The following is a 17,036-nucleotide window of genomic DNA, read 5'->3' as shown; positions in this document are numbered from 1 at the left end:
TACCATCCAAAAAGTTAAAGCTCGACGGTCACCGAAGCGGGATCCTCCCCCACCAGCTCGGCCAGCATGGGAAGTGCCGCGGTGAGCGTCTCGAAAATCGTTCCGTTATTGGTAAAGCCGGCGGCAGCGTGATGTCCGCCTCCGCCAAAGTTGGCCGCAATCTCGGAGACATCCATGTCGCCCTTGGAGCGCAGGTTTCCGCGCACCTTGGTATCGCCCTCGATGCCCTTAAGGAACAGGCAGACCTCGACACCCATCACCGAGCGCACCACATCGACCAAGCCGTCGCACTCATCCGAGGTGACGCCACATTCCTTAAGGTCGCTTTCGTACGCGTAGCTATACGCCACGCGCCCGTGCGCGACCGTCTTGATGCGGCCCATAACGATTGACTTGAGGTGCAGGAACTCGACGCGCATGCTCTGATAGACCTCGAGCGCGACACGCGCCGGGTCGGCACCGTGCGCCACCAGGCGCGAAGCCGCATGGAACGCGGCGGCATCGGCATTCTGATACTGAAAACGACCGGTATCGGTAACCAGGCCACAGAGCAGGCAGGTGGCGATGCGATCGCGAACGACAACGCCGCAATCATCCAAAAAGCGGTCGATGATCATGGCGCACGCCGCAGCATCGACACGCCTCAGGCTTACCTCGGCAAACTCCTCGCGCGCCGGATGGTGGTCAAAGCACACCACATGTTTGGAGCGGCGGAGCACGTCGGCCGAGTTGTTCAGACGCTCGACAACCGGCACATCCACCGAGATAAACAGGTCGGGATCGCCCGTAAAGCTCGAAGCCGGCACCAGACGATCGGCGCCTTCCATAAAGCGGTAAATACGCGGAACGGGATCGTCGTCTGCGAGCAGCAGCGCGATGTCCTTGTCGGGGAACGCCTTCATGAGCGAGAGACCCAGGCCCAACACGGAGCCCAGGGCATCGCCGTCGGGAGAGGTATGACCCGAGATCGCAATGGAGGACGCACCCTCGATAAGCTCGAGGATGCGTCGTTTAATATCTGCAGACTCGCACGAGACGAGGTCGGCGGAATTAGTCATCTAAAGCTGCCTCCTGGGCGGCATCCGCTATGGGATAGCCGTCCTCGTCCTTTTCGATCGCCAGCGTGGCCGGGACATTCTCCAGCGCACGCGTAATGCGCTCGGCCTCATCGGTCGAGCGATCGATGCGAAAATCGAGCTCGGGCGTGACGCGCCAGTCGAGCGAGCGAGCCAACAGGCTGCGAATGCGACCCTTGGCGCTGGCGAGCGCCTCCATGACCTCATCGTAGCGGCTCGAATCGCACGACACGTACACGCGCGCGAACGAACGGTCCACCGCGACCTCGACCGCGGTCAGGGTGACCAGGTCGAGACGCGGATCGGAAACCTCAAAGAGAAGGATATAACCGAGCTTCTCGCGAAGCTGCTCGCCCAGACGGCGGGTTGCCTGCGTTTGCTTCATAGCGCTACCCCCTACTCGGTACGGGCAACCTGGTCGATACGGTAACCCTCGATCTGGTCGCCGGGCTTGATGTCCTGGAAGTTCTCCAGGCCAATGCCGCCCTCGGAACCGCTCTTGAGGCTCTTGGCCTCGTCCTTGTAGTGGCGCATCGAGGCGATCTTACCGTTAAAGACAACGATGCCGTCGCGCACCAGGCGCACGGAATCGGTCGCGGCGATCTCGCCCTCCTCGACGCGGACACCGGCGGCGATACCGACTTTGGGCACCTTAAAGGTGTCCAGGACGGTCGCGGTACCCGTGGAGACCTCGACCTCGGTGGGCTTGAGCATGCCGATACGGGCAGCGTCGAGCTCCTCGAGGCACTTGTAGATAACGTCGTAGCAACGGATCTCGACGCCCTCGCGCTCGGCAGCGGAGCGGGCCTTACCGTCGGGACGCACGCCAAAGCCAATGATGATGGCGTTAGAGGCGTCGGCCAGGACGACGTCGGTCTCGTTGATGGCACCGACCGCGGAGTGGATCGTGTTGATGCGGACCTCGGACTGATCCATCTTGTCGAGCGAGTCCTGAAGTGCCTCGATGGAGCCCTGGACGTCGGCCTTGATGATCAGGTTGAGCTCCTTGACCTCGGCGTCGGCGATGGTCTCGAAGAGGTTCTCGAGCGTGACGTGCTTCACGCGGCTCTGCTCCTCGATGCGGGCCTTGAGCGAGCGCTCATCGGCCAGGGCGCGCGCCTCGCGCTCGTCCTCGAACACGCGGAACTCGTCGCCGGCGTTGGGAACGGACTGCAGGCCCAAGATCTCGACGGCGTCGGAGGGACCGGCCTCGGTGACGGCGCGGCCCTTGGGGTCGAGCATGGCGCGAACGCGGCCATAGGTAAGGCCGGCGACCAGCGTATCGCCCACGTGCAGGGTACCGCGGGTCACGAGCACGGTAGCGACCGAGCCGCGGCCCTTGTCGAGCTTGGCCTCGAGGACGTTGCCCGAGGCGAAGGTATCGGGGTTGGCCTTGAGCTCGAGCACGTCAGCCTGGAGCAGCACGGTCTCCAGAAGGTCGTCGATACCGATCTTCTGCTTGGCCGAGATGTTGACGAACATGTTCTGTCCGCCCCACTCCTCGGGGATGACGCCGTACTCGGTGAGTTCCTGGCGCACGCGGTCGGGGTTGGCGCCGGGCTTATCGATCTTGTTGACGGCGACGACGATGGGAACGCCGGCGGCCTTGGCGTGGTTGATCGACTCGACCGTCTGGGGCATGACGCCGTCGTCGGCGGCGACGATCAGGATGACGATGTCGGTCACCTTGGCGCCACGGGCACGCATGGCCGTAAAGGTAGCGTGGCCCGGAGTATCGATGAAGGTGATCTTGCGGTCGTTGATCATGACCTGCGATGCGCCGATGGCCTGGGTAATGCCGCCAGCCTCGCCGGCAGCGACGCCGGTGTGGCGGATGGCGTCGAGCAGGCTCGTCTTGCCGTGGTCGACGTGACCCATGACGGTGACGACCGGGGCGCGGGGCTTAAGGTCGGCGGGATCGTCGTAGAACGAGAAGGTGTTCTCCTCCTCGGGGGTGATGATCCTGATCTGACGGCCCAAGTCGTCGGCAACGAGCTCGACAAGGTCGTCGGACATGGACTGCGTCATGGTGAGCGGCGTGCCCAGCAGGAACAGGCGCTTGATGATGTCGTTGGCCGGAACGTCGAGCGCCTCGGCAAGCTCCTGGACGGTAACGCCCTGGGAGACCTTGATGGCGTCGAGCTCCTCGGGGTTCACGCCCTGGGCCAGCGCCTCCTCAATCTTGCGCTCCTCCTGAGCCCTAGCGGCCTCGCGCTCGCGCTTCTCCTTGCGCTTCTTGCGGCGACCGGTGGACTCGCGAGAGGCCTCCTCGACGGCGGCACGGGCCTCCTCGAGAACCTTCTCGCGGCTGTACTCCTCGGCCTCGCGCGCCATGCGGCTGTAGTGGTCCTCTTCGCTGTTGTGACCACCCTTGCGCTTCTTGCCCTTGCCCTGCTTATCGGGGTTGGGAAAATCCATGCCGGCAGCGACATTGTTGCTGGCGTTGGTGCGATGGCTGTGCGGGCGGTTCTCGGAGGCGTTGCGGTCGTTGCGACGGCCGCCACGACGATCGCTGTTGCCGCCGCGACGGTTGCCGCGCTCGGCCTTGGCCTTGTCCTCGGCGTCCTTCTTCTCCTTGAGCACGGTCTCCTGTGCGGCGATCTGATCGAGCAGCGAACGGAAGCGCGAACCGGAGTCGGAAGCGGGAACGGCGCGGCGCTGGGCCTCGCGAGCAGCCTCCTCCTTTTCGCGGGCAAGGCGCTCCTGCTCGGCCTTCTTCTTGGCCTCGGCCTCGGCACGGGCTGCCTCCTCGGCGGCCTGGGCGGCGGCAAACTGGCGGCGCTCCTCCTCGCGTGCCTTCTCGGCGGCGATGCGCTCGCGCTCGGCCTCGGCGGCACGCGCTGCCTCCTCGGCGGCGGCAGCCTCCTCCTCGGCCTGCTTGGCGGCCTCGACTTCCTGGGCGCGGGCCTCGATCACCGAGGCAAGCTGCTTGCGGACCATGGCAACATAAGCGTCCTCCAGGGCGGAGGAAGCAGACTTAGCGGGAATCTTCATTTCGGCGAGGTGACCCATCAGTTCCTTGGAGGTCATGCCGAACTCTTTGGCCAGGGTGGACACACGGACTTTTGCCATATGACTTCACCTACCCTTTCTGGCACCTTGGGTGCCTAGAGACTGAACGAGCGTGGGATGTGCGCCGGAACCTGTCCAGCGCAACCGCGCGCTAGATCAGGTCCTCCGCATCATCGAAGGCGTCGGTGTCGTGGACACCGCAGAAACGGGAACCGGGACGGGCCTGGTTGCGGCACTGGATGCCGTCCTCGGACACGTACTCGCAGCGACGGGCGTCGTCATCCTCCTCGTCACCGATCAGGTCGGCGGCAGGCTCCTCGTGAACGGGAACGTTCTTGAGGATGTCGGCGGCAAGGGTCTCGGACTTAATGTCGATGTGCCAGCCGGTCAGGCGTGCGGCCAGGCGGGCGTTCTGGCCCTCCTTGCCGATGGCGAGCGAAAGCTGGTCGTCGGGCACGATGACGCCGGCATAGGCCTTCTCCTCGTCGATAAGGACGCGAGTGACCTTGGCAGGCGACAGGGCGTTGGCGACGTAGACGGCCGGATCGGCATCCCACAGGATGACGTCGACGCGCTCACCGCGCAGCTCACCCACGACGGCGCGCACACGGCTGCCCTTGGGACCGACGCAGGCGCCCACGGGATCCAGGCGGTCATCGAGCGAGTGGACGGCGACCTTGGAGCGCTGGCCGGGCTCGCGGGCGATCGACTTGATCTGGACGGTGCCCTCGTAGATCTCGGGCACCTCCTGCTCAAACAGACGACGCATAAGCTCGGGGTGGGTACGCGAGATAACGATCGGCGGACGGCTGTGCTCGCCGCGAACCGGCGGAAGCGTGGAGTTGGGGTCGCGAACGTCAATGATCACGGCCTTGATGTGCTGGTTGTGCAGATAGCGCTCGCCCATGGGGCGCTCGTTGCGCTCGTTCTCGTAGCGGCGCTGATCAAAGTGCGGAAGCTCGGCCTCGACGCCTTCGCGGATCTTGACGATCGTAAAGTCGGGTGTGGACTGCAGTACGGTACCGCTGATGAGGTCGCCGATACGGCCGGAGAACTCCTCGTAGATCTGCTCGCGGGCGGAGTTGCGCACGATGGCGTTGATCTCGGCCTTGGCGTGCTGGGCGGCGATGCGGCTGGTGTTCTTGGGGGTGACGTCGATCTCCTCGAACTCGGTGAAGTTGCCCTCCTCGTCCATGGAATCGTCGATCGGCTCCAGGCGGTAGACATAGATCTTGCCGGTGGTGCGGTCGATGGTCACCTTGGCGCCCCACTCAAGATGCAGGATCTCGGCATAGCTCTTGGCGAGCGACTGCTCCAGGCGGTCGATCAGGTAGAGCTGGTCGATGTGCTTCTCCTGGCAAAGCTCCATCAGGGCGGACATCATGTCGGATGCTGCCATGTTAGTTTCCTTCCTTCGCGGGCTTGAAGTCATAGACGGGCTTCAACTTGCACTTTTTAACATCGGAATAATCGAGGGTGACAGACTCGCCGTCCTCGAGCTCGAGGGTTACGTTGGTCTCGGTCGCGGCGGCAATCTTGCCGGAGTACTTGCGACGGCCCTCGGTGGCGGTGGAGGAAAGCTCGCAGTCCTCGCCCACAAAGCGGGCAAAGTCACGCGGACGGCGCAGCGGGCGCGCCATACCCGGGCTCGACACCTCGAGCGTATAGCTCGAAGAGATGGGGTCGAGCTCCTCAATCACGTCGCCGACCCACTTGGTGTTGGCCGTGACGTCGTTGAGCGACAGGCTCTGACCCTCGGCACCCTCGATACGCACACGCACGCAGGGGGCCTTGGTAGCACCCACGAGCTCAACGTCGACAATATCGACATCGTGCTGGGGTGCGACGGCCTCGAGCGCGTCGATGATTGCCTGCTCGGTCTTGGTCTTGACCATTGCGGCACCTCCATCCATACAAAAAAGAAGCGGAGCCGAAACCCCACTTCTTTCAATTACAACTTCATTATCAAGCAAACTATACCAATACCTGCGAAAACGTGCAACCACAACACAAACCCGCAGGTCAGCGTGAGCACAGGTTCTCCACAAGAAATGGATAATTGGGTGTAGTCGCAAGTATCCATATCCAAAAAGAGGGACGACCCAGCCGGATCGTCCCTCGTCTATTGTGCATCAACTATATGCGCGAGGTTTACTTAACCACCAGGTTGACCAGCTTGCCGGGCACGCAGATGGCCTTGACGACCGTCTTGCCCTCGAGCCACTTGGCAACAGCGGCCTCGGCGGCAGCCTGCATCTCCTCGTTGGAGGCATCGCGGGCCACATCGATGCGGCCGCGGACCTTACCGAGCACCTGGACGACGATCTGCACCGTGTCCTCGATGGACTCGGCCAGATCAAACTCGGGCCAGGCGGCGGTGTAGGCGTTGCCCTCGCAGCCGAGTGCCTCGTGCCACAGCTCGTCGGCCCAGAACGGGCAGATGGGGGCAAGGACGCTCACGATGTCCTTGGCCACGCCGTAGCACAGTGCCTTGTCGCGCGATGCGCCCTCGGTGGCGTTGAGGTAGGCGCTCGCTGCGTTGACGAGCTCCATGACGGCCGAGATCGCGGTGTTAAACTGGCCGCGATCGAAGTCCTCGGTGCACTTGGCGATGGTGCGGTGACGCTCGCGATAGAGCTTCATCGCGGTCTCGTCGAGCACGGACTTGTCGAAGGCAACGTTGGCATCACCCGACTGGACAAGCTGCCACACGATACGCCAGGCGCGCTTGATAAAGCGGTTGGCGCCCTCGACGGCCTTGGGATCCCAGTCAAAGTCCTTCTCGGGCGGGGCGATAAACAGGATCGCCAAACGCATGGTGTCGGCGCCGTAGGGCTCGATAACCGAGCTCGGAGGCACGACGTTGCCCTTGGACTTGGACATGGTGTCGCCGTTCTCGTCCTTAACCATGCCCTGGCACAGCAGGTTGGTAAAGGGCTCGTCAACGCTCAGCAGACCCAGGTCGCGCAGTGCCTTGGTAAAGAAGCGGCTGTAGAGCAGGTGCAAAATGGCGTGCTCGATGCCGCCGATGTAGTTATCGACGGGCATCCAACGGTCTGCCGCCTCGCGGGAGAAGGGCAGCTCGGTGTTGTGCGGGTCGGTATAGCGCAGGTAATACCAACTGGAGCAGGTGAAGGTGTCCATGGTATCGGTCTCGCGCTTGGCCGGGCGGCCGCAGACCGGGCAGGTGGTCTCGTAGAAGTCCTTGCACTCGGCGAGGGTCTCGCCGGCGCCCAGGTCCAGGTTCTCGGGCAGCGTCACCGGCAGCTGGTCCTCGGGCACGGGCACAATGCCGCAGTGCTCGCAATGGATGGCCGGGATGGGGTTGCCCCAATAGCGCTGACGGCTGATGAGCCAGTCGCGCAGGCGGAACTCGACCTTGCGACGACCGCAGCCCATGGCCTCGAGGTCGGCCACGATGGCAGCCTCGCCCTCGGAGTGCTTACCGCCGCGCATGCCGGTGTACTTGCCGGACTGGACGAGCGTGCCCTCGGCAGCGTGGGCGCAATCCCAGTCGACGGTCTCGGCATGGAAGGTATCGATGGTCTCGCCACTGGCCTCGACGGCAGCGCGGTCGTCATCGTCCAGGATGATCGGGACGATCGGGAGGTCGTACTTGCGGGCAAACTCAAAGTCGCGCTGGTCGCCGCAGGGAACGGCCATGACGGCGCCGGTGCCGTAATCGGCAACGACATAGTCGGCAACCCACACGGGAACCTTCTCGCCGTTGACGGGGTTAACCACGTAGCGGCCCGTAAAGGCACCGTGCTTCTCGAGGGTGCCCTGGGCACGCTCGACAGCAGAGATATGCTTGGAGTCCTCGACGATCTTGGTCACGGCCTCCTCGTACTCCGTGCCCTCGACGAGCTCGTGCAGACGAGCGTACTCGGGAGCCAGGACAAAGAAGGAGACGCCAAAGAGCGTGTCGGCACGCGTGGTGAAGACGGTGATCTTGCCCTCGTCGCCCTCGATGGGATCGCCGTTGGCATCACACAGGGTAAAGTCGACCTCGGCGCCCTCGGAGCGGCCGATCCAGTTGGCCTGCATCTGCTTAACGCGCTCGGGCCAGCCGGGGAGCTTCTCCAGATCGTCGAGCAGCTCCTGGGAGTACTCGGTAATCTTGTAGTACCACTGCTCAAGGTCGCGCTTCTCGGGCTCGGTGCCGCAGCGCCAGCACTTGCCCTCGGTAACCTGCTCGTTGGCCAGAACGGTCTTACAGTTGGGGCACCAGTTGACCGGGTTCTTCTTGCGGTAGACCAGGCCCTTTTCCCACATCTTCTCAAAGATCCACTGACCCCAGCGGTAGTAGTCGGGGCTGCAGGTCTTGACCATGCGATCCAGATCGTAGGAGAAGCCCATGCGCTTCATCGTGGCGAGCGCCTGGTCCATGTTCTTATACGTCCAGGCGGCAGCCTGCGTGTTGTGCTTGATGGCGGCGTTCTCGGCGGGCAGGCCAAAGGCGTCAAAGCCAATGGGATGCAGCACGTCAAAGCCGCGCATGCGGGCCTGACGGGCCATGGCATCGCCGATGGTATAGTTGCGCGCGTGGCCCATGTGCAGGTCGCCCGAAGGATACGGGAACATCTCGAGCACATACTTCTTGGGCTTGCTGGCATCGGTGTCGACGGCAAAGAGGTTGGAGTCCTCCCAGGCCTTCATCCACTTGGACTCAATGGCCTGCGCGTCGTAGGCAGGGATCTCGTCCTTATGATCTGTGCAATCGCACATATCAGCTCCTTTAATCTTAGCTGGGGTCAGTCGGCTTGGCTTTATTCGCTACTGCGGACAGTCCTGCGCAAGACGAAGAGCACATTAAGTGCTCTTCTTTGCGTGCGGAACTTGTAGCGAACAAAGCCAAGCCGACCGACCCTAAGGTTAACTTGACTGATGATAGCAAATACGACAAGCGAGATGCCTACGACTTGCAGGCATCTCGCTTTATCTTAATAACGTGGTTGGAACTCAACCTTTATGTGCGGCTCTTATCCTATCGATAAGACACAGACTGCTGCGAATCCTTGACGACTACGTCGTGGGCGCCGCCTTCGACGATCGAGGTCGAGCTCACCAGGGTCAGGCGTGCCTTTTTCTGGAGCTCGGGGATCGAGAGGGCACCGCAGTTGCACATCGTGGACTTGATCTTGTAGAGCGTGCCGCCCACGCCGTCCTTAAGGGAGCCGGCGTAGGGAACGTAGGAGTCGACGCCCTCGACGAAGCTGAGCTTCGCGGCGCCGCCCAGGTCGTAGCGCTGCCAGTTGCGGGCACGCGCAGAACCCTCGCCCCAGTACTCCTTCATGTACTGACCGTTGACGTTGACGCGCTCGGTCGGGCTCTCGTCAAAGCGGGCAAAGTAGCGGCCCAGCATCATAAAGTCGGCACCCATGGCAAGGGCGAGCGTCATGTGGTAGTCGTAGACGATACCGCCGTCGGAGCACACGGGCACGTAGACGCCGGTCTCCTCGTAGTACTCGTCGCGAGCGCGGCAGACGTCGATCAGCGCGGTGGCCTGGCCACGGCCGATACCCTTGGTCTCACGGGTGATGCAGATGGAACCGCCGCCGATACCCACCTTGATAAAGTCGGCACCGCAGTCGGCCAAAAAGCGGAAGCCCTCGGCGTCAACGACGTTGCCGGCACCGACCTTGACGTCCTCGCCGTAGTTGGCGCGGATCCACTCGATGGTGCGCTTCTGCCACTCGCTGAAGCCCTCGGAAGAGTCGATGCACAGGACATCGGCGCCGGCCTCGATGAGCAGCGGCACGCGCTCGGCATAGTCGCGGGTGTTGATGCCGGCGCCGACCATGTAGCGCTTGTCGCCGTCGAGCAGCTCGTTGGGGTTGGTCTTGTGGCTGTCGTAGTCCTTGCGGAAGACAATGCCCATAAGGTGATCGTTGTCGTCGACGATGGGCAGGGCGTTGAGCTTGTTGTCCCAGATGACGTCGTTGGCAACCTTGAGGCTGATGTTCTTGTCGCCCACGATGAGCTGCTCACGCGGGGTCATGAACTCGGAGACCTTCTTTTGGTGGTCATCGCGGCTGGGGCGATAGTCACGGCTGGTGACGATACCCAGGAGTTTGCCCTTGGGAGTGCCGTCGTCGGTGACCGGCATGGTGGAGTGACCGGTCTTCTCCTTGAGCTCGATGACCTGCTCCATGGTCATGTCGGGGGTCAGCGTGGAATCGGACTGAACGAAGCCGGCCTTGTGATCCTTGACGGCCTTGACCATGGCGGCCTCGGACTCGGGGGTCTGGGAACCGTAAATGAAGGACAGGCCACCCTCGGTAGCGAGCGCGACACCCATGTCGACGCCCGAGACGGACTGCATGATGGCGGAAACCATGGGGATGTTCAGGGTGATTGCCGGCTTCTCGCCGCGCTTAAAGCGGGTCAGCGGCGTCTTAAGAGAGACGTTGTTGGGGATGCACTGCGAGGACGAGTAACCAGGGACCAGCAGATACTCCGAAAACGTGTGGGACTCACCGGGAAAGAACGTAGCCATGTTTCTCCTTTTTCCATGCGACCGGTCGGCTGCAGGCCTCGTAGGACCCAGCCCAACCTTGGGCGCCCAATACTGGGGAAGTATCTTAACGCACTTTGACTGCTACAATGCATGATTTAAGAAGAGCACACGAGGGTTTGACGCAGGCTTTGCGTTTGCCCAGCAAACACTTTAGCGGAGAGACGTGGAGCGTATGGAGTACAAGACGACGGCGCGACTGGTCATTCGGTCGTGCGACAAGGATCTGCCGGGCGTGTTCGGCCACGGCTGCGTCTTACTGCTGCAGGGTATCGCCCGCGAACACTCAATCAACCGTGCCGCAAAGAGCATGGGCATGGCATATTCCAAGGCCTGGCGCATTGTAAACGAGGCCGAAGGGCAGCTGGGATGCAAACTCATCGAGCGCGACGGCGCCCGCGGATCCACCCTCACCCCCGCCGGCGAGCGAGCCATAGCGGCCTACGAGGAGCTGCAGGCCGACATAAACCAGGTCATAGCCGCAAGGGCCAACGACCTGATCGACACCATCAAAGAGTAGCTAATTTGGGACGGGGCTTTTTTAGCTACCCATCCAGAGCATTCTTAACTCATAGCCAAAAACTGACATTGGGTAGCTAAAAAAGCCCCGTCCCAAATTAGCTACTGCCGGAGGGCGTTATCGAGGGCGGCGGCTACCGTCAGGGGATCGTCGGTGCCGGCGAAGAGGCGGATGGTGTCCCCCTGCTTGCCACGTGGCGCCGAAAGACGCGTCGTTGCGCCGCCGGCGAACGATGTGCGAAACTCCCCCGGCAAAGCGTCGAACAACTCTCCCGCGCTACGCTCGATAAGGTCAAACTCAACTGCCGGGCCAAAGCCATGCTCGAGGATTCCCGTTGCAACCGCATGGTCAGGATGCGAGCTCAGCCCGGGATAGCGCACGTTGCGCACCATCTCGTTCGCGGCCAGATACTCGGCCAGCGCACGGGCGCGGTCGAAATGCGCCTGCATGCGAGCGTCGAGCGACCCGAGCCCGCGCTCCAGCACGTCGGCCTCCTCAGCATAAAGATCGAGCGCCGACGCACCGTAGCCCACAAACAACGCATGCGCGCACTCAGCCGCGGCGTCCACACGATGGCGCTTGAGCTGCGATCGCGCCACCGAAGCGGCAACGAGCTTACGCGGGGCCTTACCGGCACACACGCGGTCGAGTGCCTCGAGCGACAGCACGGCGCCCAAGCTCAGCGGATTGCAGCCAAAGACGTCAGCCACGGTGTTGTCAACAACCAGCAGCGCATGGGCCTCACGCGCGGCGCGGCCTAACGCGCGCAAATCGGGCACACGCAAACCGAACGCGCCAATGGAGTTGGCGAACCACCACAGGTGCGGCCCCTCGGCATCAAGCGAAGCATCAAAGCCCTCGGACGCAGCAGCAAACGCCTCGGCGGACGGCGAGCCCACCAGCACGACATCGCAGCCCTCAAAGCCGCAAGCAAACGCTTCGGCAAAGTCATCCGCAAAGGCCACCAGGCGATCGCCGGGGCGCACAATCCCCAGAAGCGAAAGCGCCGCCGGCACATGCGAGGCTGCAACCAGTCGCGCCTCGCGCGCGCCAGCCCTTGCAGCCCAGGCCTCTTCTAGCTGTTGTGCGTCCACGTGACACCGCCCCTTCAAAACAAAAGCCCACGATGCGGATGTTTCCCCAATCTACTCGCTAGGGTTCTAGCCGTGGTATTCGCCGTTGTATTGGATGAGCGTTAGGTCCTCCACGCCATCGAGGGCACGGATAGCGTCGGCATAGGGCATATCCACACCGTCAGAGAACACCTCGACGGCCATCTCCACCTTGTCGCCGCGCATAGTCTTGGACTTAACGGTGAACTTGGTGCGCCCAAACGCGCGCACGATATCGTCGCCAGTGGTCTGGCCCGTGTAGTGAATGACCATCATATACACGCGCGACTTGTCCTGGCGGCTCGCAAAGCCGGCGATCATCAGCACGATCACTGCTGCCGTGAGCCCCACGAGTGCATACATGCCGGCTCCCGCCGTAATGCCCGTGGTAATGGACCAAAACAGATACAGCAGGTCGAGCGGGTCCTTGACCGCCGTACGGTAGCGGACGATGGACAGAGCACCGACCATACCAAGCGAGATGACCACGTTTGTCGAGATCGCGAGCGTGACCATGCAGGTGAGCACGCACATGCCCACGAGCGTCACGGCAAAGCTACGCGAATACACCACGCCGGTAAAAAAGCGCTTGTACACGTAATAGATCAGGATGCCCATGGCGAGCGCCACGAGCAGCGACAGGCCGATCTTGGCAGGGTCGACCTGACCAAACGCCTCCAAGACGGAGTTCTTAAAAAAGTCCCTGGTGCTCATGGTCTAAATATCCCCTCGGTTCTCAAAATCCGATTCCCAGTAGTCAAAACCGCGCAGGTAGGCGGTCTTTTCGTAACACAGGCAGTACTTGGAGACCGCCGTAAGCTCGGCCGCGCCCGGCGGCACCATATCGCGCACCAGCTGCGGACAAAACTCGGTAAACTTGACCTCCATCACCAGCTTGCCGGGCTCCAGCACGGGCAGCGCGGGCAAGGTCGCGTCAAAGATATCAAAGCTACCCACCGCGGCACGCACGTTCATGTCAAACGTAATGCGCACGGTGCCCTCATCCATCACCCACGGCTCGCGCTCGTAGTCCACGATGGTCCGCGGGCGCATCATGTTGCAGATACACTCGATGTAGAACTCGCGGCAGAGTTGGTGCGGGCTCCTCAGCAAAAAGCCGTAGTCGCCAGCCAGGATCTGCTCAAACTCGCCGCGCGTGAGCGGCGCGTCCTCCTTGTAGATCCAGCTGCCGTACTTCTTTTTGCGCTCGAGCTTAATCACCCTGTCGCTGCCGTTATAGATGCGCACGCGATACTTTTTGCGCATGAGAATACCGGCGTCTTTTTCCTCGTAGGCCGAGTTACAGTAGTCGTCAAAGTACAGGCTGCGAATGGTGTAGCCACCCGCCCGCGCATGCTTGTCCAGTTTAAAAACCGGCGCCATGCGACAGGCAAGCGCGGAGTGCTCGCCCTCGTTAATGAGATATTTGAGCTCGTGGCGATAACGCTCCCGCGTGGCACGCGCAGGCGGGGCCGCCAGGCGCTCAAGCAACGCGCTAGCCCTCCTCATACGTGTCCTCCACGACCTTACCGCCGTCTTGCACGTAAAAGCACTTCATGCCGTACTGTTTGCCATCGTCGGTCACATAGCAGTCAAACGCATCTTGCGTATAGCCATCGGAGTTGGTGGCACGCACGCGCACAAAGTACTGGCCGGTATCGGGCGCATCGCACGTTACCTCAGGCAGCAGCACGTCTTCGGCCTTAAAAAGCACGTCATTGATGGCGTAGTCGCGCGCAAGCTCCACGGTATAGCGAATATCGCGCGCCTCAAAGTCGTACGCGGCATCCCAGTTCACACGCAACTTGCCGTTTTCAATCTGCGGCACGCCAATGTAGAACGGCATGGGCTTTTTATAGCTTTCGCAATAGCTCTTGTAGTTCTCCTCGATCTCGGAGGGAATCGCCGCGGCAATCTGCTCGTATTGGTCCTTGGTGACAGGCAGTTTGTCGATATCGGGCGAAGCAAAGACCAGGGATTCGGTAACCTCGCGGTAGTGCTTGATCATCCTGGCCAGACGTTCCTCGGTCAAATACGAGCGCAAGTCCTTGACGGCACGGTCGAGTTCGCTGCGGAACGACTTACTGCGCAACGCGCGGTTAAACAGCACGTTGCCCCAGTAGTTGCTCACGCCGCGCTCCCAGTTCACAAAGTCCGAGAACCCCTTCAGGCTCAGCTCAAGCTTACGCAGCATGCTGTCGTTATCCCAAGCCAAAAAGTACCAGGTATTTGAGTTGAGCGGGCTGTACAGATAGCAGTTACGGCTCTGCGTATCGCAGTTGCCCGTCAGGATCTGAAACGCCAGCCAATAGACCAGATTCTCGGTATCAAAGTAGGTGTCGAGCACGTCATCGATCTTTTGCGATTCGTCGTTGAGCGCATCGAGCATCTCGATGAGCTTGGTGTGGTCCGAGTCGCCCTTAATCTCGAGCATGCCCTCAAACGCCGCCTGGTTATAGTCGGGGTCATCGGTGAGCTTAATGGTGTCCTCAAAGCGATGGAAATCGAAGCTGTTCACCTTATACAGATGCCCGCTCTTATCCAGACCGTGGGCCTTGAGCGCCGTCTTGTTGAGCTGCTCGACCTGCGTAAACAGACCGTAGTCTTCAAAGGTGTCGTTGGATTTTTCGGTCTGGTCGCACACCCATAAGTGCACAAACTGCGTGCGCAGGCCCATCATCTGGGGAATGCCACGGATCAAATCGTAGGCCATCTTGTTACGAAAGCGCATGCCCTCGCCCATATGCTTGTTGAGCGCAATGGAACGCTGCTGACGCCAGGTACCCTTGCCCTTTTTGAGCTCCACCTTGTAATTCTTTTGCGTATAGGAGCTCGACGTCTGGCCGCGCACCTGCACGGTGGCATTGGGCGCTTCCTCGCCATAGCCAACCTCGCCGGCAACCGGGCCCTCTTCGTCGCCCGCCTGCAAAAGGCCCATAACCTGATAGCGCGCCACGCCCATGTCAGCATAGTCATACACCGAGTACGTGTTGATCTCGGCCCAGCTGTGGTCCGTGTTCTCGGAGCTGTTGCCGCGCGAGACCGTCAGGTACATGGTCACAATGCCCGAGTCGTCGTAGACCTCGTACAGCTCGTCCTTATCGCGCAGGTGCTTGACCTCATTCGAGGCCTCGGCCTTGTTAATCTTGCCCTGCTTTTTGACTTTTTTGGTCGAGGATTCGTCCTGAGACGAGCAGCCCGAAAGCAGCAGCGCACCGGCAGCCGCCTCAAACAGGCGACGGCGAGACATCATCCTATCGGTCATCAGAACCTCCCCAATGGTTGCGATACACACGGACCACCGTGCGTTCAAACGCGCCATGTGGCTCGCCCTTATGGCGGGCTTCCTCATAGCGCCCCTCAACATGCTCGAGCATGCGGCCCAACTCGGTAAACCAGCCTTCTTTGTCGGTCGCCACCATGGGCTGTTGACTCAGAATACGATACGGCAAGTTGGCAGTATAGGTATCGAGCCGCAGCAGCGCCACGATAAAAAACACCGCCGCACCCAACAAAAAGCCAAAGCCGTAAAACTGCTGCGGCAAAAGCAGCGACACGGCAGTCGCCAGCCCCGCCACACCGGCAAACAGGCCCGAGGCCAGCACGGCCCCCTTGTAGTCGGTAAAGTACAGCAAGATAAGCATCACCGTATTGCCCACGGCATACAGGCCATAGCCCACGCACAGCGTGCGAAAATACCCGTGCATAAGACTGTTAAAGCCCAGCGGCAGGGCCGAGAGTACCGTGGTCTCGAGCGAAATGACCGCCGCCGTCACAAACAGCTGCTTGAGCGCGCAAAAGCGCAGTTCGCTGTTGAGCGTGGAGAGCATCTCCTCCTCGGCCACCACGATGTCGCCCACTACGCCGCCGTCGTTGAACAGGCTGTAGTAGTCGCGGTAGCGCGGATAAAAGTTGACCTCGACCGAGACCACAAAGTTGACGGTCGTGACCAGGATCGTCAAAAACGCGATGAGCGCCGGAACATCGTGGTAGGGCGCGCCATAAAACAGGCCCTTGACCTGCACGCCAATGGGGCCGGCCCAAATAATTACCAGGTGCGCAAAGAGCCCCAGGTTGGTAAACAGGCCCGTGAGCGCCAGCGGCATAAACTGATCGAGCCAGCGCAAAAAGAGCCAGGGGCTGCGGTCACTCTGCGGAAAATACCGGTACAGCAGCACCACGTCCCAGGCGAGCATGACGCCGTAGCCCAGGGCGATTGACGCCAGTAGGCCCTCGACCGGCGGCAACCCCAGCGCCAGCGCGGCCAGGGCGCACAGGCACGCCACGCCAATGGCAGCCACAAAGCTGCACAGAATGCCACGGTAGTCCTTAATAGCGGTGAGATAGCTCATGCCGTTCCAGTTGACGATCATAATGTTGAACAGCCACAGGCACAGCAGCCCCTGAAGCAGCGTGGCGCCCGAGAACAGCAAAAAGACGCCGTAGAGTACCGTGCCCGCAACGAGCATGATGGCGTTGGAGCCCCAAAACGAGGGCAAAACCTCTTCTTCGCGCTCCGCAAAGAGCATGTCCGCCAAAAAGCGCGTGACGGGCATGGAGAAAAAGCTTGTAAGCGTGAGCGACGCCAGCAGCGTATAGGTCACCATGCACACCAGCAGGTCCTGGTTGGCGCGGCCCACGCCCCACATGCCGCACAGCACCAAGATGCCCACCTGGAGCAGCACGCCCAGCAGCATGGGGCCCGTGCACACAATGCCGGCGTAGCCATAGGCGCGCATCGTGGCAAACAGACCCTTGCGCCTAAACAGGCGTTTGAGCTCAAAACCGATTCCGGCCAC

At 61.5% G+C, this 17,036-nt stretch carries 13 protein-coding genes; 1 reads left to right on the top strand and 12 read right to left on the bottom strand.

The genetic code is table 11. The features are described 5' to 3' along the window. Window positions 1-14 precede the first annotated feature (14 nt). From ACQRAJ_RS00145 to ACQRAJ_RS00115, 7 genes are all read right to left on the bottom strand, one after another. Complete coding sequence (locus ACQRAJ_RS00145) at window positions 15-1,058, bottom strand: DHH family phosphoesterase (RefSeq protein WP_427747324.1); 1,044 nt, start codon at window positions 1,056-1,058, stop codon at window positions 15-17. Further along, window positions 1,051-1,461 (bottom strand): 30S ribosome-binding factor RbfA, encoded by a 411-nt coding sequence (gene rbfA, locus ACQRAJ_RS00140; protein ID WP_427747323.1) that lies wholly within the window; start codon window positions 1,459-1,461, stop codon window positions 1,051-1,053. The genes ACQRAJ_RS00145 and rbfA overlap by 8 nt, the downstream gene beginning before the upstream one ends. Before the next feature lie 11 nt (window positions 1,462-1,472). Beyond that, complete coding sequence (infB, locus tag ACQRAJ_RS00135) at window positions 1,473-4,148, bottom strand: translation initiation factor IF-2 (protein ID WP_427747321.1); 2,676 nt, start codon at window positions 4,146-4,148, stop codon at window positions 1,473-1,475. Between the two features lie 91 nt (window positions 4,149-4,239). Then, window positions 4,240-5,487 carry a transcription termination factor NusA gene (nusA, locus tag ACQRAJ_RS00130; protein ID WP_154515419.1) on the bottom strand — a complete coding sequence of 416 codons (1,248 nt, stop codon included), beginning with the start codon at window positions 5,485-5,487 and terminating at the stop codon, window positions 4,240-4,242. A gap of 1 nt (window position 5,488) precedes the next feature. Next, window positions 5,489-5,983, bottom strand: a complete 495-nt coding sequence (rimP, locus tag ACQRAJ_RS00125) for a ribosome maturation factor RimP (protein WP_427747320.1) — start codon at window positions 5,981-5,983, stop codon at window positions 5,489-5,491. A 256-nt stretch (window positions 5,984-6,239) separates the two neighbouring features. After that, complete coding sequence (gene leuS, locus ACQRAJ_RS00120) at window positions 6,240-8,816, bottom strand: leucine--tRNA ligase (protein WP_427747319.1); 2,577 nt, start codon at window positions 8,814-8,816, stop codon at window positions 6,240-6,242. A gap of 259 nt (window positions 8,817-9,075) precedes the next feature. Then, window positions 9,076-10,587 (bottom strand): IMP dehydrogenase, encoded by a 1,512-nt coding sequence (locus tag ACQRAJ_RS00115; RefSeq protein ID WP_154515410.1) that lies wholly within the window; start codon window positions 10,585-10,587, stop codon window positions 9,076-9,078. A gap of 193 nt (window positions 10,588-10,780) precedes the next feature. On the opposite strand from ACQRAJ_RS00115, the gene ACQRAJ_RS00110 reads away from it, so the two are divergent. Next, on the top strand, window positions 10,781-11,125 hold the full coding sequence (locus ACQRAJ_RS00110; protein ID WP_427747408.1) for a winged helix-turn-helix domain-containing protein: 345 nt from the start codon (window positions 10,781-10,783) through the stop codon (window positions 11,123-11,125). Window positions 11,126-11,226: 101 nt separating this feature from the next. On the opposite strand, the gene ACQRAJ_RS00105 is transcribed toward ACQRAJ_RS00110, so the two are convergent. The 5 genes from ACQRAJ_RS00105 to pelG all read right to left on the bottom strand — a co-directional run bounded on the left by ACQRAJ_RS00105 (window position 11,227) and on the right by pelG (window position 17,036). Next, window positions 11,227-12,219 (bottom strand): PLP-dependent transferase, encoded by a 993-nt coding sequence (locus ACQRAJ_RS00105; protein ID WP_427747317.1) that lies wholly within the window; start codon window positions 12,217-12,219, stop codon window positions 11,227-11,229. A 66-nt stretch (window positions 12,220-12,285) separates the two neighbouring features. Beyond that, window positions 12,286-12,951 (bottom strand): DUF4956 domain-containing protein, encoded by a 666-nt coding sequence (locus ACQRAJ_RS00100; RefSeq protein WP_427728733.1) that lies wholly within the window; start codon window positions 12,949-12,951, stop codon window positions 12,286-12,288. 3 nt (window positions 12,952-12,954) lie between these two features. After that, on the bottom strand, window positions 12,955-13,746 hold the full coding sequence (locus tag ACQRAJ_RS00095) for a polyphosphate polymerase domain-containing protein (RefSeq protein WP_427747316.1): 792 nt from the start codon (window positions 13,744-13,746) through the stop codon (window positions 12,955-12,957). Continuing rightward, window positions 13,733-15,502, bottom strand: a complete 1,770-nt coding sequence (locus tag ACQRAJ_RS00090) for a CotH kinase family protein (RefSeq protein WP_427747314.1) — start codon at window positions 15,500-15,502, stop codon at window positions 13,733-13,735. The genes ACQRAJ_RS00095 and ACQRAJ_RS00090 overlap by 14 nt, the downstream gene beginning before the upstream one ends. Continuing rightward, entirely contained in the window at window positions 15,492-17,036 is a 1,545-nt protein-coding gene (gene pelG, locus ACQRAJ_RS00085) for an exopolysaccharide Pel transporter PelG (protein WP_427747312.1), read from the bottom strand. Before pelG ends, ACQRAJ_RS00090 begins: the two co-directional genes overlap by 11 nt.

This window comes from Collinsella sp. SGI.184, assembly GCF_050313415.1.
Taxonomy (GTDB): Bacteria; Actinomycetota; Coriobacteriia; order Coriobacteriales; family Coriobacteriaceae; genus Collinsella.
Note: the sequence above shows the minus strand (reverse complement) of the source record. Positions and strands in the feature narration are given on the sequence as shown.

What these genes read in the sequence shown, in the direction of transcription:
- infB (WP_427747321.1), bottom strand. Translation starts at nt 4,148, where the DNA reads ATGGCAAAAGTCCGTGTGTCCACCCTGGCCAAAGAGTTCGGCATGACC.
- ACQRAJ_RS00100 (WP_427728733.1), bottom strand. Translation starts at nt 12,951, where the DNA reads ATGAGCACCAGGGACTTTTTTAAGAACTCCGTCTTGGAGGCGTTTGGT.
- nusA (WP_154515419.1), bottom strand. Translation starts at nt 5,487, where the DNA reads ATGGCAGCATCCGACATGATGTCCGCCCTGATGGAGCTTTGCCAGGAG.
- ACQRAJ_RS00145 (WP_427747324.1), bottom strand. Translation starts at nt 1,058, where the DNA reads ATGACTAATTCCGCCGACCTCGTCTCGTGCGAGTCTGCAGATATTAAA.
- leuS (WP_427747319.1), bottom strand. Translation starts at nt 8,816, where the DNA reads ATGTGCGATTGCACAGATCATAAGGACGAGATCCCTGCCTACGACGCG.
- ACQRAJ_RS00115 (WP_154515410.1), bottom strand. Translation starts at nt 10,587, where the DNA reads ATGGCTACGTTCTTTCCCGGTGAGTCCCACACGTTTTCGGAGTATCTG.
- ACQRAJ_RS00090 (WP_427747314.1), bottom strand. Translation starts at nt 15,502, where the DNA reads ATGACCGATAGGATGATGTCTCGCCGTCGCCTGTTTGAGGCGGCTGCC.
- ACQRAJ_RS00110 (WP_427747408.1), top strand. Translation starts at nt 10,781, where the DNA reads ATGGAGTACAAGACGACGGCGCGACTGGTCATTCGGTCGTGCGACAAG.
- rbfA (WP_427747323.1), bottom strand. Translation starts at nt 1,461, where the DNA reads ATGAAGCAAACGCAGGCAACCCGCCGTCTGGGCGAGCAGCTTCGCGAG.
- rimP (WP_427747320.1), bottom strand. Translation starts at nt 5,983, where the DNA reads ATGGTCAAGACCAAGACCGAGCAGGCAATCATCGACGCGCTCGAGGCC.
- ACQRAJ_RS00095 (WP_427747316.1), bottom strand. Translation starts at nt 13,746, where the DNA reads ATGAGGAGGGCTAGCGCGTTGCTTGAGCGCCTGGCGGCCCCGCCTGCG.